Raw genomic sequence first — 12607 nt, forward strand, 5'->3', positions numbered from 1 at the left:
TTGAGATATCATGTCTCAAGTGCTGCTGGAAGGATAGAAGGCCAGATGACGAACGAGCAACCCCAGGCCGGGCCGACCCGGCGCCGTCGCCGCCTCACCGACGCCGAGACCGCGCAGCGCATGCTCGACGCGGCCATGACGATGGTCGAGCGCACCGGCCTGACCGTGAGCCTGGATCATCTCGGCTTCGAGGACGTCATCCGTGAGGCCGGTGTGGCGCGCGCCGCCGTCTACCGCCGCTGGCCCTACAAGGACCTGTTCTTCAGCGACCTGCTCAAGGAGCTCGCCCGAACCGCGCCCGCCGTGGCCGGTGCCGACGGCCGGATCGGTGAGGAGGCCGTCCGGCGACTGGTCCGCGACCGGATCGACCGGTTCGCCACCACCCAGGGGCGCAGAGACCTGTGCGTCGAACTGCTGCGGCAGGGTGCCCTGCGGGACTTCGAGGCCATGCACGCCTCGACACGGTGGCGTACCTACATCGCTCTGCATGCCACCTTCCTCAGCCTGGCCGACGGCGACCTCCGGCAGGAGGTCCAGGCCGCGCTCGCTGCCGCCGAACGGGACCTGAACGGCCGGATCGCCCGCTCCTATCAGCGCCTGGCCGTTCTGTTCGGCCTACGCCTGCGCCCCGATCTCCCCCTCACCTTCGAGGAGTTGGCCACCCAGCTGAGCGCCACCATGCGCGGCTTCGTCCTCACCGCGCCCGCCCGGCCGGACCTCGCCGAACGGCAGCTCGGACCGGGCGCCTTCGGTGCCGCGGGCGAGGCCGAGTGGTCCCGGCCGGCCTTGGGCATCACCGCGACCGCCCTGTCCTTCCTCGAACCCGATCCCGCGGTGGAATGGGACGAGGAGCGCCTCGCGCGGGTGCGGCGGATGCTGGAGGAGTGACACTTCTCGGCCGGGCCGTGGGCCGGTACGCGATGTCCGTGTCCGTGCCGTGCAGGAAAACCTGCCTCGGACCAGCGCTTGCGTTTCTTTCGAATTCTGCGCGGTGACCGCCTCACAGCTCCGGCGGCGGCTGCGGAGCCCCCGGCAGGCGGATCACCGCTTCCGTGCCGTCGCCCTCCGCCGGGCGCAGGGCGACCGTGCCGCCCGCCTGCTCGACCGTGCGGGCGACGATCGACAGGCCGAGGCCCGAACCGGGGAGCTGGCGGGCGGACGGGGAGCGCCAGAAGCGTTCGAAGACGTGCGAGAGTTCGTCGGCGGGAATGCCGGGGCCGTGATCCCGGACCGTCAGTTCGCCGTCGCGCAGGGCGACGTCGATCGTGCCGCAGGGCGGGCTGAACTTGACCGCGTTGTCCAGGACGTTGACCACCGCCCGCTCCAGCGCGGCCGGTTCGGCCCGCACGTACCAGGGCGTCAGGTCCGCCCGGATCGTGAGCTCGGGACCGCGCAGACGGGCGCGTTCCAGGGCCGTGTCCGCGATGTCGTGCAGCGCGACGACCTGGAGCGGGCCCGGATCCGCCGCGTCGGGGCGGGCCAGCTCCTGGAGGTCGCCGATGAGCGAGGCCAGTTCGGTCATCTGGGCCTTGACCGACGTCATCAGGGCCTTGCGGTCGTCCGGCGGGATGGCCCGGCCGGTGTCGTCGCTGCGGGCGAGGAGTTCGATGTTGGTACGGAGGGACGTGAGCGGCGTCCGCAGCTCGTGGCCGGCGTCGGCGATCAGCTGGGCCTGGCGGTCGCGGGAGCTGGCGAGGGCGGTGGTCATCGAGTTGAACGAGCGCGACAGTCGGGCGATCTCGTCCTCGCCGTCGGCCGGGATGCGGACGGTGAGGTCCTCGGTACGGGCGACGTGCTCGACGGCCTCGGTGAGCTCGTCGACGGGGCGCAGCCCGGTGCGGGCGACCCAGAGACCGGCCGCGCCGGCGCCGACGGCGCCGATGCCGGAGGCGGTCAGGAGCACCCAGGCGAGGGTGGAGAGCGGGTCGTTGATCTCGCTCATCGGACGGGCGACGGAGACCGCGAAGCCTCCCGGGGCCAGGCCGGGCACCGGGTTGCGGGGCTCGTACGTGTACGTGTACACGCGCATCTTCCGGCCGCTCTTCGTGGCGGCCGTGTGCAGGGCGTTGTCCCGCACGCCCGCGGCCACGGCGATGTCGGCGGCCGTCACGCCGATCGGCGAGGCCCCGGCCGAGGTGCAGGTGCTCCCGGAGACGGTGACGAGTTGCACGGTGTACGTCCCTCCGACCGGTGGGGGGACCGCCCGGTCGGGGTGGGTGCAGGCGGTGAACAGCTGCTGCACGTAGACGTCGCTGACCGAGACATTGCGCAGCGAGGAGTCCAGCTGGTTCTCCAGCTGCGCCCGCGTCACGAACCAGCAGGCCGCCGCGACCGCCGCCACCGCGACCGCCACCGCTGTCGCCACCAGCAGCGCGAGCCGGGTCCGCAGGGGCAGGGCGCGCAGCCGGTGCAGGGTCCCGGTCATCCGTCACCGCCGCCGGAGCGGAGCGCGTAACCGACGCCCCGCACCGTGTGCACGAGCCGCGGTTCGCCGCCCGCCTCCGTCTTGCGGCGCAGGTACATCACGTACACGTCCAGGGAGTTGGAGCTCGGTTCGAAGTCGAAGCCCCACACCGCCTTGAGGATCTGCTCGCGGGTCAGCACCTGTCGCGGGTGCGCCAGGAACATCTCCAGCAGGGTGAACTCGGTACGGGTCAGCTCGACCCGGCGGGTGCCCCGGGTGACCTCGCGGGTGGCGAGGTTCATCCGCAGATCGGCGAAGGCCAGCACATTGTCGTCGGGGACGTCGCCGCCCGCCGCGGCCGCGTACGAGCTGCGGCGCAGCAGGGCCCGGATGCGGGCGAAGAGCTCGTCCAGTTCGAAGGGCTTGACCAGGTAGTCGTCCGCGCCCGCGTCGAGACCGGTGACCCGGTCGCCGACGGTGTCGCGGGCGGTGAGCATCAGGATGGGTGTGGTGGTGCCGGTGGAGCGGAGCCGTCGGGCCGCCGTCAGGCCGTCCATCCGCGGCATCTGGATGTCGAGGACGATGAGGTCGGGGGCGTACGACTCGGCCCTGGCGAGGGCGTCGAGACCGTCGACGGCGACCTCGGTGCCGTACCCCTCGAACGCGAGACTGCGCTGCAGCGCCTCACGTACGGCGGGCTCGTCGTCGACGATCAGGATGCGCTGCGGATCGTCTTCGGCGGGGCTCATCGCTCGTTGTCCTCTTCTCGTTCCGTGCCGGTCGGGCTGCTCTCAGCCTCGCACGGCCGTCGCACGTCGTCGCGCGGCCCTGCGCTTGCGGCCCGTGGTGGTGCGGATCTCCGGGACCCGGGGCGGTTCGGACGTCCGGCGGACGGCCATTTCCGTGACGAGAGCGAGGGGCAGGGCCAGGTCGGCCGGTCCGCCGGGGGTGTGCGTGGGGTGGTGCATGACTGTCTCCTCAGGAGCTGTTGCCGGCCCGCAGGGTGCCGAGGTCGGCCTTGAGTGTGTTCACCGGGATGGCGAACCCGAGACCCACGCTGCCCGCGCCGGCGCTGCTGGATCCGCCGGACGAACTCGCCGAGTACATCGCGGAGTTGATGCCGATGATCTCGCCGTTCATATTGATGAGCGCGCCACCGGAGTTACCGGGGTTGAGCGAGGCGTCGGTCTGGATGGCCTTGTACGTGGTGGTGGAGTTGCCGGTGTCGCCGTTGAACTGCTGACCGCCGAACTCGAACGGCCACTGCCGGCCGCCGCCCTGCCCGTACTGGCCCTGGCTCTGGTCCTGGCCGCTGCCGTCCTCCTTGGCGACCGTGACATCGCGGTTCAGGGCGGAGACGATGCCGCTGGTGACGGTGCCGGTGAGGCCCTCCGGCGAGCCGATCGCCACGACCTGGTCGCCGACCGCGACGGCCGAGGAGTCGCCGAGTGTGGCCGTCTTCAGGCCGCTCGCGCCCTGGAGCTTGATGAGTGCCAGGTCCTTGGCGGAGTCGGTCCCGACGACCTTCGCGCGGTACGTCTTGCCTGTGCTGAGCGTCACCTTGATGGACGAGGCGCCGGAGATGACGTGGTTGTTGGTGACGACCTCGCCGTCGGACGTGATGACGACCCCGGAGCCGGTGGACTCGCCCGCGGCCGAGGTCGCGTTGACCTCGACGATCATCGGCGAGACGGCCTGGGCGACACCGGCGACGGTGCCCTTGCTGCTCTGCGAGACGGTGGTGCCGGGGACGACACCGCTGCCCGCGCTGTTCGCGTCGTTGCCGGTGAGCTGGTTGATGACGGTGGCGGTGCCGCCGCCGACGACCGCCGCCGCGATCGCCACGGCCGCCAGGAGCGCGACCGGCCGCTTGGCCCGCTGCCGGGGCCCGGCCGGTTCGGGCGTGGGCTGCGGGAGGGCGGACCCGTATCCGCCGTCCCCGCCGCCGTGCCCGTCGCCGCCGCCCCCGCCGGGCCACACCGTGGTGCCGGGGCCCGTCGCGATCGGCTCCGCGGGCTGGTAGGACGGCGGCGGCGGGTAGGACGCGTCACCGTTGCCGTACGAGGGGTACATCGGGTACTCGCCGCTCGGGCGCTGGCTCTCTGTCATGACCAAAAGCGTGTCCGGCGAAGATGAGAGAAGCCTGAGCCCGCCCTGAGAAGCCCGGCAGAACCTCGTATGCCCGATATAAGTGACGGCCGCTGCCCGTGCCGGCCGGTCTCCCGCGGGTGCGGTGGGCCGGAGCGGCCGGTCCGGACTCCCCGGGGCTCGGGCCCGGGGGTGGGTGCCGAGCAGTGCGGTCGGCGTCCGCTGTCTCCCCGCGGCGGGTTGCAGTCGCGGCGCCGAAGGATTGCGGTGATCCTGTCAGGGGAGCGTGGCCGGCTTCGCACGGGCCTGGTGCGTCGGTGACCGCGCTGTACAGGAAGGCGACGGCCATGACAGCGAAAGGCACGGCCGGGGCACAGGGGGACCGGCGGTGAAACGGTCAGCGGCGCGTCCATGTTCGCCGGGGCCGCGCTGATGCTCAGCGGGCCGCTCAGCATTCTCATGGGCGCCTCCGGCATCGCACAGGACACCCTGTTCTCGTCCTCGTCCCATTACGCCTACGGGTTCGGCCTGACCGCTTGGGGCGTGATTCACCTCGTGGTCGGGGTGGCGCTCGTCATCGCCGGCCTGGGCGTCCTGACAAACAAGAGCTGGGGCCGCGGGGCCGGCGCGGCAATGGCGGGGATCAGCCTGATCACCCAGTTCATGTTCGTTCCGTACTACCCGGCGTGGGCCATTCCCATGATGACGCTCGACCTCATCATCGTGTTCGCGCTGACGAGGTTCCATGTGGGAACCAGCGACAGTCGGTGAACCCGGACGTGGCCATCGCCGGGAGCCAGGGCCACTTGGGCACGGACCCGTCCGGGCCCCGCACCACCGGCATCGTCACTGACCGGTCGCCGGCTCCCCGCAGCCGCACGACCGCCGCACCACCAGCGCCGACGGGAACTGCTTCAGCCGCTCCCGGCGCGACCCCTGCACCCGCAACGAGTCGTCGAGCACCAGGTCCACGGCCGCCCGTGCCATCGCCGGGCGGTCCGAGAAGACCGTCGTCAGCGGCGGATCGGTCAGCCCGGCTTCCTTCACGTCGTCGAAGCCCGCCACCGCGAGATCCCCGGGCACATCGATCCGCAGTTCGCGCGCGGCCCGCAGCACCCCGATGGCCTGGTCGTCCGTCGAGCAGAAGATCGCCGGCGGCCTGTCCGGCCCGGCGAGCAGCTTCAGCGCCACCTGATAGGCGTCGTAACGGTTGTACGGGGCCTGGAAGAGCCGGCCCTCCGTCGAGCGCCCCGACTCGTGCATCGCGCGGCGCCAGCCCTCGACGTGGTCGGCGACCGGGTCGCCGACCGCCGGGGTCGACTCCACGCCGCCGAGGCACGCCACGTACGCGTTGCCGTGCTCCAGCAGATGACGGGTGGCGAGCTGGGCACCGCCGATGTCGTCCGTGACGACCGCGACGTCGTCGATCGCCTCGGGCCGCTCGTGCAGCAGCACGACCCGCGCGTCCCATGCCTCGATCTCGGCCGCCGCCCGCTCGCTGGGGCCCTGGCTGACCAGGATCAGCCCGGAGACCCGCATGCCGAGGAACGCCCGCAGATAGTGGACCTCGCGCTCGTCGCGGTAGTCGGAGTTGCCGACGAGCACCATCTTTCCGCGCTCGGCGGCGGCCTGCTCGACCGCGTGCGCCATCTCCGCGAAGAACGGCTGCCGGGCGTCCGGCACGATCATCCCTATGAGGTCGGTCCGCCGCGAGGCCATCGCCTGGGCAACCCGGTCCGGCCGGTAGCCCAGCTCCTTGATCGCGGCGAGTACCCGCTCGCGCGTGGCCGGGGCGACCGGCCTGGGTCCGTTGTTGATGACGTAGCTGACGACCGCGGTCGACGTACCCGCCAGTCTCGCCACATCGTCCCGCGTCACCTTGGCCACGCGCGGCAGTCTACGCGGATGGACCAAGCGGGTGACAGGTGGACCGGGCCGGGTTCGCGAGGTCTGTTACGCGTGCGGGCGGCGGTGTCGTCCTCGCCGACACGCCGCGTTCCGCCGTGCGGCCGCACGCACCGGAGTCCGCTCCGTGACCCGGCCCGGTCCACCTGTCACCCGCTACCTGTGCGCAGGCCGGACCGGGACCTCTTCCGTGGCCCCGGCCGTCCCCGGCCGCTCCGGGCGGGTCACGGGTCCGGCGGCCGCCTCCGCCGCGGCCTGGGCTTTGGCCTTGGCCTCCTCGGCGGCCCGCTCCACCTTCTCCGGTGCGACGAAGCGGTAGCCGACGTTGCGGACCGTGCCGATCAGCGACTCGTGCTCGGGACCGAGCTTGGCGCGCAGCCGCCGCACATGGACGTCGACCGTCCGCGTACCGCCGAAGTAGTCGTAGCCCCAGACCTCCTGGAGCAACTGGGCGCGGGTGAAGACCCGGCCCGGGTGCTGTGCCAGATATTTGAGCAGTTCGAATTCCTTGAAGGTCAGGTCGAGGACCCGGCCCTTCAGCTTCGCGCTGTACGTCGCCTCGTCGACCGACAGATCGCCGTTGCGGATCTCCGTCGGCGAGTCGTCGGAGCCGAGCTGCTGCCGGCCGGTGGCCAGCCGCAGCCGGGCCTCGACCTCGGCCGGTCCCGCCGTGTCCAGCAGTACGTCGTCGATGCCCCAGTCGGCGGTGACGGCCGCGAGACCGCCCTCCGTCACGACGAGGATCAGCGGGCAGCCAGGTCCGGTGGACCGCAGCAGCTGGCACAGCGACCGCACCTGCGGCAGATCGCGGCGGCCGTCGATCAGGATGACGTCGGCACCGGGGGTGTCGACGAGAGCGGGGCCCTCGGCCGGTGCCACCCGCACACTGTGCAGCAGGAGACCGAGGGCGGGAAGCACCTCCGTCGACGGTTGAAGGGCATTTGTCAGGAGCAGCAGTGAACTCATCGCCGCCCACCTGCCTGGGTCGTCGGTCGGTGATCGTGCACGGTTCGCTCGCCCATTACGTCGGTCCTCCTCGTTCCCTGCGAGAGGGGCACTCCCGGGCTCGGGCCCGGGGGAGTATGCGGCACTTCTTCGTACGTTTCGTGCGGGCTTTCACACGGGTTGCCGTACAACGGTTGTCATACGGTTTTTTCGCCTGCGGCCCCGCGCCCCGGGTCCGCTGAGCTTGTGGAAACTTCTCCGTAACAACGCCTGGAAAGCACAAAAGGACCCGGGGGCTGCTTTGCCCGGATCCTCTTCCCAGCAGAATAGCCCACATGAGTTCTGTGTCCGAGGGTCGATTTCGGAGTTCCTCTGTTCCCTTGATCACCCCCGGTCCTCTGCGCACTGCATTGCGGACCGATGACGGGATCCGTATCGAGGCGGTGTACGAGCCGTGTACGGCGGGTGCCGGGGCCGCTGCGGGAACATCCTTCGACGGTACTGCGGTCGTGGTCGCGCACGGGTTCACCGGTTCGGTGGACCGGCCCGCCGTCCGACGGGCCGCCGGGGTGTTCGCCCGGCGTGCGGCCGTGGTCACGTTCTCCTTCCGCGGCCACGGCGGCTCCGGCGGCCGGTCGACGGTGGGCGACCGCGAGGTGCTGGATCTGGCGGCGGCGGTGGAGTGGGCGCGGGCGCTCGGACACCGGCGGGTCGTGACCGTCGGGTTCTCGATGGGCGGCTCCGTGGTGCTGCGGCACGGGGCGCTTTACGCCGGTCGGGCGACGGAGGGTGCGCAGGCCCGTGGCGTCGTGGAGCACGAGGGGCGCGTCGGAGCACGCGCGGAGGCGCACGCGGACGCTGTGGTGGCCGTGAGCGCCCCTGCCCGCTGGTACTACCGGGGTACGGCCCCGATGCGTCGGCTGCACTGGATGGTCACCCGGCCCGTCGGCCGGCTCGTCGGCCGCTACGGGTTCCGCACCCGGATCGACCGCGACGACTGGGATCCGGTACCGCTCCCGCCCGTGGAGGCGGCCCGTCTGATAGCCCCGGCCCCGCTGCTGATCGTGCACGGCGACCAGGACCCGTACTTCCCGCTGGACCACCCGCGGATGCTGGCCCAGGCGGCGGGCGACGGCGCCGAGCTGTGGCTGGAACGCGGCATGGGCCATGCCGAGAACGCGGCGGACGAGAGCCTGCTCACCCGCATCGGCGACTGGGCGGCGGCACCGTGATTCATGATGGACAGCTGATGCGAGACGAGAGGAGTGCCGCCATGCCCGCGGGAACGATCCGCTACTGGGCCGCCGCCAAGGCCGCCGCCGGGACAGCGGAGGAGCCGTACACAGCCGTGACCCTCGCCGAGGCGCTCGACGCGGTGCGCGAGCGGCACCCCGGTGAGCTCACCCGAGTGCTGCAGAGGTGCTCGTTCCTCATCGACGGTGCCCCCGTCGGGACCCGAGGCCATGAGACCGTACGCCTTGCCGAGGGCGGCACGGTCGAGGTGCTCCCGCCGTTCGCAGGAGGGTGAACCGCAGAACATGAGCAGCAACGATCACCAGTATCCGTACGGAAACGATCACCAGCATCCGTACGGGCAGGACCCGGGCCAGGGGTACGGGCCCGGGTACGGCCAGGATCCGCAGCCCGCGCAGCCGTACGGACAGCAGTCGTACGGACAGGAGTCGTACGGGCAGCAGGCGTACGGCGAGCAGTCGTACGGGCAGCAGGCGTACGGCGACCCGACCCACGTCTCGCCCTCGCACGGCGACCAGTCCTACGGCGACCATTCCTACGGCGGCCAGTCTTCCCATGGTGGCGCGGCCCACGGACGACAGCCGTACCAGGGCGAGCCGTACGGCGCGCAGCCGTACGGCCGGCAGGCCCCGTACGGAGCCCCGCAGCAGGCGCACGATGCTCACGACCCGCACCGGACGCCCGGGCCCGTGTGGCCCGAGGGGCAGCCGGGGGAACCCGTCGCGCCCGCGGCCCGCGGCACACACGATCCCGGGGTCGCGCAGACCTGGGAGGGGCAGACCTGGGACACCCGGTACCAGCCGACCATCCAGCCCGCTCAGCCCGTGCAACGGCCCGTGCCGACCGGTGCCGCGGCCGACGGTGCGCCGCGTCCGCAGCACGCGCAGCCGCACGGCGCCTCCGGCTCCTACCCGCTGCCTCCGGAGGTCCCGCTCGCGGGCGGCGCCGCCGAGCCGGCCGGGGCGGCAGTCCCTGCGGAAGCGCGCCCGGCCGCCGCCTCCGCGCTCGACGCCGCCGGTTACAGCGCGCCCACCACTCTGGGCAACAGCCGCATCACCGATGCCCAGCGCGCCCGTGCCGAGGGCCGCTCACCGATCATCGCGCCGGGCATGCAGCCTGCCGCGATCACCGCGGGACTCGGGCTGCTGCTCGCCCTCGGTGCCGCGATCGGGCCGTACGCCCTGGTCGTGCCGCTGGTGCTGCTCCAGGCCGTGACCGCGGCCGGCTGGTTCCGGCTCAACGGCATGTGGCCGGCCCGGCAGGGCATCGCGCTCGCGTTCGCCGGTGGTCTCGTCGCCGACATCGCGCTGCTCGCCGCGGGCCGGGAGAACGGACCGGCCGCCATCCTCGGCACCCTCGGCGTCTGGGTGCTGCTCACCGTGGTCCTCCAGCTGCGCAGCCACGCGAGCGCCGACGAACGGATGCAGGGGCTGATGGCCACTGTCGCGTCGGCCGCCGTCTCGGTCCTGGCCGCCGGACATCTCGCGGCGGTCCCGGACGCGGTGACGGTGGGCGGGGTGGCCGTCGCGGTCGCCGTGCTCGTCCGCGCCCTGCCGCTGCCCGGACCGGCCTCGGTCGTGGTGGCGCTGCTCGCCGCCGCGGGCGCCGGTGCCGTGGCGGGTACGTTCACCGATCTCGGCGCGAAGGGCGCGCTGCTCGGCCTCGCGGCGGGTGGTTGCGCACTGATCGGGCTGCGCGTGGCGAGCTACGACTATCCGTCCCGGTTCGTCCACATGACGGCCGGTGTGGCGCTGCCGCTCACCGCCGCGGCCCCCGCCGTCTATCTGATCGGCCGCGCGATCTCGTAGCGCCGACCGGTACCCCCCTTCGGGAACCGAAGGGGGGTACCTGCTCGTCGATCACCCCGGGCGTGCTGTGCATCCGTAGCGGACGCACGGGCGCCAGGGGTCCGGCCGGATGCAGGGTGGGGGAAGAGCGGGCATGCGTGCACTGCGGATACTGCTGGTCGTAGGGGTGGTCCTGGGCGGGATCTTCGTCGCCGTCGACCGGGCGGCGGTGTACTTCGCCGAGTCGGAGGCCGAGAGACGGGTCGCGGTCACCGGTACCACGATCGGCTCGACGGACGTCTCCATCAAGGGATTTCCGTTCCTGACGCAGGTCGCCGGATCGCAGCTCGACGAGGTCGACGTCGAGATCACCGGCATCGAGACCGACGCCAACGGCCGCAGGATCCGGATCAGCAGGATGAACGCCGCGCTGCACGAGGTGAAGCTCGCCGACGGCTACTCCAGCGCCACCGCCGCCCGCGCCACCGGCACCGCCGTCATCTCGTACGAGGACCTGACGAAGGCTGCCAGCGAGGGCGTAGTCGTCGAGTACGGCGGCAACGGCAAGGTGAAGGTGACCGGCACGGTCGACCTCCTCGGCCGCCCGCTGTCGCGCAGTGTGCTCTCCACCGTCACCCTGATCGACGGCCACACCATCAAGGTGCATGCGGACAAGGTCCCGGGCGACGGCATTCCCGGACTGGAGGGTCTGGTGCGCCAGAAGACCGACTTCGAGCGGGAGGTCGGCGGTCTGCCCAGCGGCCTGAAGCTGCAGAGGATCCAGCCGACCGCCGACGGTCTGGAGATCTCGGTGACGGGCACGGACGTGAGGATCGCCGGATGAGTCCGGCCCGCAGTCCCCGCCGATGAGCCCCACCGGGCAGGGACGGGCGGGGCGGGGCGGGGCTTCGGTGTCCCGGTGCACCACATAGTGAGACGGTCGCGTCCGATCCGCAGATGACCGACGCGCGCCGAGGGGGCGGGCACGGTGCCACGGGCGCCGCGCCCGCGCTCGTGTCTCGAAGTACGGACGATCGCGTCTCGCGATACGGTACGGCGGTGACATGCCCGCCCGTACCTCCCTACGATCGGTGCCATGCAGTGCTCAATCGGCGGTCTCCCACAGCGGGGCCGGGCGGATCTCACGAAGCGGCGGGCAGTGGACCTGTGTCGCGTCGCCGCCATGCTCTGTCGCACTGTCTGAGCGGGAGCCTTCGGCGCCCCGCGTTCCCCGGCCCTTCGACCGATGCCGGGGCCCCATCCCCATCGCCTGTGCACATGCGCCGCACCCTGCGCCGCCGCATATCCGCATCACGCACCGTCTCGCACCATCTCGCCGCAGACCGCCCCGGAGGAGAACAGAATGAGCCGCAGTGACGTCCTGGTAGACGCCGACTGGGTCGAAGCCCACATCGACGACCCGAAGGTCGCTCTCGTCGAGGTCGACGAGGACACCTCGGCGTACGAGAAGAACCACATCAGGAACGCGATCCGGATCGACTGGACCAAGGACCTCCAGGACCCGGTCCGCCGTGACTTCATCGACCAGGCCGGCTTCGAGAAGCTGCTGTCCGAGAAGGGCATCGGCAACGACACCACGGTCGTCCTGTACGGCGGCAACAACAACTGGTTCGCGTCCTACGCGTTCTGGTACTTCAAGCTCTACGGTCACCAGGACGTCCGCCTGCTCGACGGCGGCCGCAAGAAGTGGGAGCTCGACTCCCGCGACCTGGTCGACGGCGACCAGATCCCCTCCCGCCCGGCCACCGCGTACAAGGCCCAGCCGCAGGACGAGTCGATCCGCGCCTACCGCGACGAGGTCGTGAAGGCCATCGGCAGCCTGAACCTGGTCGACGTGCGTTCGCCCGACGAGTTCAGTGGCAAGCTGCTCGCCCCGGCGCACCTCCCGCAGGAGCAGTCCCAGCGCCCCGGCCACGTGCCGAGCGCCCGCAACATCCCGTGGTCCAAGAACGCCAACGACGACGGCACCTTCAAGTCGGACGACGAGCTCAAGGCGCTCTACGAGGCCGAGCAGGTCGACCTGTCGAAGGACACCATCGCGTACTGCCGCATCGGCGAGCGCTCCGCGCTCACCTGGTTCGTGCTGCACGAGCTGCTCGGCCAGGAGAACGTCAAGAACTACGACGGTTCGTGGACCGAGTACGGCTCCCTCGTGGGTGTGCCGATCGAGCTCGGCGCCAACAAGTAACTCCGCACGACCCGG

14 protein-coding genes are annotated in these 12607 nt (G+C 71.6%); 8 read left to right on the forward strand and 6 right to left on the reverse strand.

Going from position 1 to position 12607, the window contains the following annotated elements; translation table 11 throughout:
• Nucleotides 1-45: 45 nt before the first annotated feature.
• Nucleotides 46-888: a TetR/AcrR family transcriptional regulator gene (locus tag ACF1B9_RS30105; RefSeq protein ID WP_391745745.1), complete on the forward strand. Its 843-nt coding sequence runs from the start codon at nt 46-48 to the stop codon at nt 886-888.
• A 112-nt stretch (nt 889-1000) separates the two neighbouring features.
• Here the strand turns inward: ACF1B9_RS30105 and ACF1B9_RS30110 are convergent, their stop codons facing one another.
• From ACF1B9_RS30110 to ACF1B9_RS30125, 4 genes are read right to left on the reverse strand one after another with little or no spacing between them, the layout of a single operon-like run.
• Complete coding sequence (locus ACF1B9_RS30110) at nt 1001-2425, reverse strand: sensor histidine kinase (protein WP_391745744.1); 1425 nt, start codon at nt 2423-2425, stop codon at nt 1001-1003.
• On the reverse strand, nt 2422-3153 hold the full coding sequence (locus ACF1B9_RS30115; RefSeq protein WP_391745743.1) for a response regulator transcription factor: 732 nt from the start codon (nt 3151-3153) through the stop codon (nt 2422-2424). The genes ACF1B9_RS30110 and ACF1B9_RS30115 overlap by 4 nt, the downstream gene beginning before the upstream one ends.
• 42 nt (nt 3154-3195) lie before the next feature.
• Entirely contained in the window at nt 3196-3372 is a 177-nt protein-coding gene (locus tag ACF1B9_RS30120; RefSeq protein WP_391745741.1) for a hypothetical protein, read from the reverse strand.
• Between the two features lie 10 nt (nt 3373-3382).
• Nucleotides 3383-4513, reverse strand: a complete 1131-nt coding sequence (locus ACF1B9_RS30125) for a S1C family serine protease (protein WP_391745739.1) — start codon at nt 4511-4513, stop codon at nt 3383-3385.
• Nucleotides 4514-4903: 390 nt separating this feature from the next.
• Between ACF1B9_RS30125 and ACF1B9_RS30130 the strand changes: the two genes are divergently transcribed.
• On the forward strand, nt 4904-5263 hold the full coding sequence (locus tag ACF1B9_RS30130) for a hypothetical protein (RefSeq protein WP_391745738.1): 360 nt from the start codon (nt 4904-4906) through the stop codon (nt 5261-5263).
• 75 nt (nt 5264-5338) lie between these two features.
• Here ACF1B9_RS30130 and ACF1B9_RS30135 read toward each other — a convergent pair whose 3' ends face one another.
• Nucleotides 5339-6379 (reverse strand): LacI family DNA-binding transcriptional regulator, encoded by a 1041-nt coding sequence (locus tag ACF1B9_RS30135; protein WP_376285561.1) that lies wholly within the window; start codon nt 6377-6379, stop codon nt 5339-5341.
• Nucleotides 6380-6553: 174 nt separating this feature from the next.
• On the reverse strand, nt 6554-7363 hold the full coding sequence (locus tag ACF1B9_RS30140; RefSeq protein WP_391745737.1) for a response regulator transcription factor: 810 nt from the start codon (nt 7361-7363) through the stop codon (nt 6554-6556).
• 314 nt (nt 7364-7677) lie between these two features.
• Between ACF1B9_RS30140 and ACF1B9_RS30145 the strand changes: the two genes are divergently transcribed.
• The 6 genes from ACF1B9_RS30145 to ACF1B9_RS30170 all read left to right on the forward strand — a co-directional run bounded on the left by ACF1B9_RS30145 (nt 7678) and on the right by ACF1B9_RS30170 (nt 12592).
• Nucleotides 7678-8574, forward strand: coding sequence for an alpha/beta hydrolase family protein (locus ACF1B9_RS30145; protein ID WP_391745736.1), 897 nt, complete (start codon nt 7678-7680; stop codon nt 8572-8574).
• 41 nt (nt 8575-8615) lie between these two features.
• Nucleotides 8616-8870, forward strand: a complete 255-nt coding sequence (locus tag ACF1B9_RS30150; RefSeq protein WP_351075372.1) for a MoaD/ThiS family protein — start codon at nt 8616-8618, stop codon at nt 8868-8870.
• A 10-nt stretch (nt 8871-8880) separates the two neighbouring features.
• On the forward strand, nt 8881-10404 hold the full coding sequence (locus tag ACF1B9_RS30155) for a hypothetical protein (protein WP_391745735.1): 1524 nt from the start codon (nt 8881-8883) through the stop codon (nt 10402-10404).
• Between the two features lie 133 nt (nt 10405-10537).
• Entirely contained in the window at nt 10538-11227 is a 690-nt protein-coding gene (locus ACF1B9_RS30160) for a DUF2993 domain-containing protein (RefSeq protein WP_391745734.1), read from the forward strand.
• 252 nt (nt 11228-11479) lie between these two features.
• Nucleotides 11480-11587: a putative leader peptide gene (locus ACF1B9_RS30165; RefSeq protein WP_350983699.1), complete on the forward strand. Its 108-nt coding sequence runs from the start codon at nt 11480-11482 to the stop codon at nt 11585-11587.
• A 159-nt stretch (nt 11588-11746) separates the two neighbouring features.
• Nucleotides 11747-12592 (forward strand): sulfurtransferase, encoded by an 846-nt coding sequence (locus ACF1B9_RS30170; protein WP_376223264.1) that lies wholly within the window; start codon nt 11747-11749, stop codon nt 12590-12592.
• The last annotated feature ends 15 nt before the right edge of the window (nt 12593-12607 follow it).

Origin of the sequence: Streptomyces sp. NPDC014727 (assembly GCF_043083485.1) — a bacterium.
Lineage (GTDB): Bacteria > Actinomycetota > Actinomycetes > Streptomycetales > Streptomycetaceae > Streptomyces.

Excerpts from the sequence above, each read along its gene's own strand:
- ACF1B9_RS30150 (WP_351075372.1), top strand. The coding sequence starts at position 8,616 with ATGCCCGCGGGAACGATCCGCTACTGGGCCGCCGCCAAGGCCGCCGCC.
- ACF1B9_RS30110 (WP_391745744.1), bottom strand. The coding sequence starts at position 2,425 with ATGACCGGGACCCTGCACCGGCTGCGCGCCCTGCCCCTGCGGACCCGG.
- ACF1B9_RS30165 (WP_350983699.1), top strand. The coding sequence starts at position 11,480 with ATGCAGTGCTCAATCGGCGGTCTCCCACAGCGGGGCCGGGCGGATCTC.
- ACF1B9_RS30125 (WP_391745739.1), bottom strand. The coding sequence starts at position 4,513 with ATGACAGAGAGCCAGCGCCCGAGCGGCGAGTACCCGATGTACCCCTCG.
- ACF1B9_RS30140 (WP_391745737.1), bottom strand. The coding sequence starts at position 7,363 with ATGAGTTCACTGCTGCTCCTGACAAATGCCCTTCAACCGTCGACGGAG.
- ACF1B9_RS30145 (WP_391745736.1), top strand. The coding sequence starts at position 7,678 with ATGAGTTCTGTGTCCGAGGGTCGATTTCGGAGTTCCTCTGTTCCCTTG.
- ACF1B9_RS30170 (WP_376223264.1), top strand. The coding sequence starts at position 11,747 with ATGAGCCGCAGTGACGTCCTGGTAGACGCCGACTGGGTCGAAGCCCAC.
- ACF1B9_RS30105 (WP_391745745.1), top strand. The coding sequence starts at position 46 with ATGACGAACGAGCAACCCCAGGCCGGGCCGACCCGGCGCCGTCGCCGC.
- ACF1B9_RS30115 (WP_391745743.1), bottom strand. The coding sequence starts at position 3,153 with ATGAGCCCCGCCGAAGACGATCCGCAGCGCATCCTGATCGTCGACGAC.
- ACF1B9_RS30130 (WP_391745738.1), top strand. The coding sequence starts at position 4,904 with ATGTTCGCCGGGGCCGCGCTGATGCTCAGCGGGCCGCTCAGCATTCTC.
- ACF1B9_RS30120 (WP_391745741.1), bottom strand. The coding sequence starts at position 3,372 with ATGCACCACCCCACGCACACCCCCGGCGGACCGGCCGACCTGGCCCTG.
- ACF1B9_RS30155 (WP_391745735.1), top strand. The coding sequence starts at position 8,881 with ATGAGCAGCAACGATCACCAGTATCCGTACGGAAACGATCACCAGCAT.
- ACF1B9_RS30160 (WP_391745734.1), top strand. The coding sequence starts at position 10,538 with ATGCGTGCACTGCGGATACTGCTGGTCGTAGGGGTGGTCCTGGGCGGG.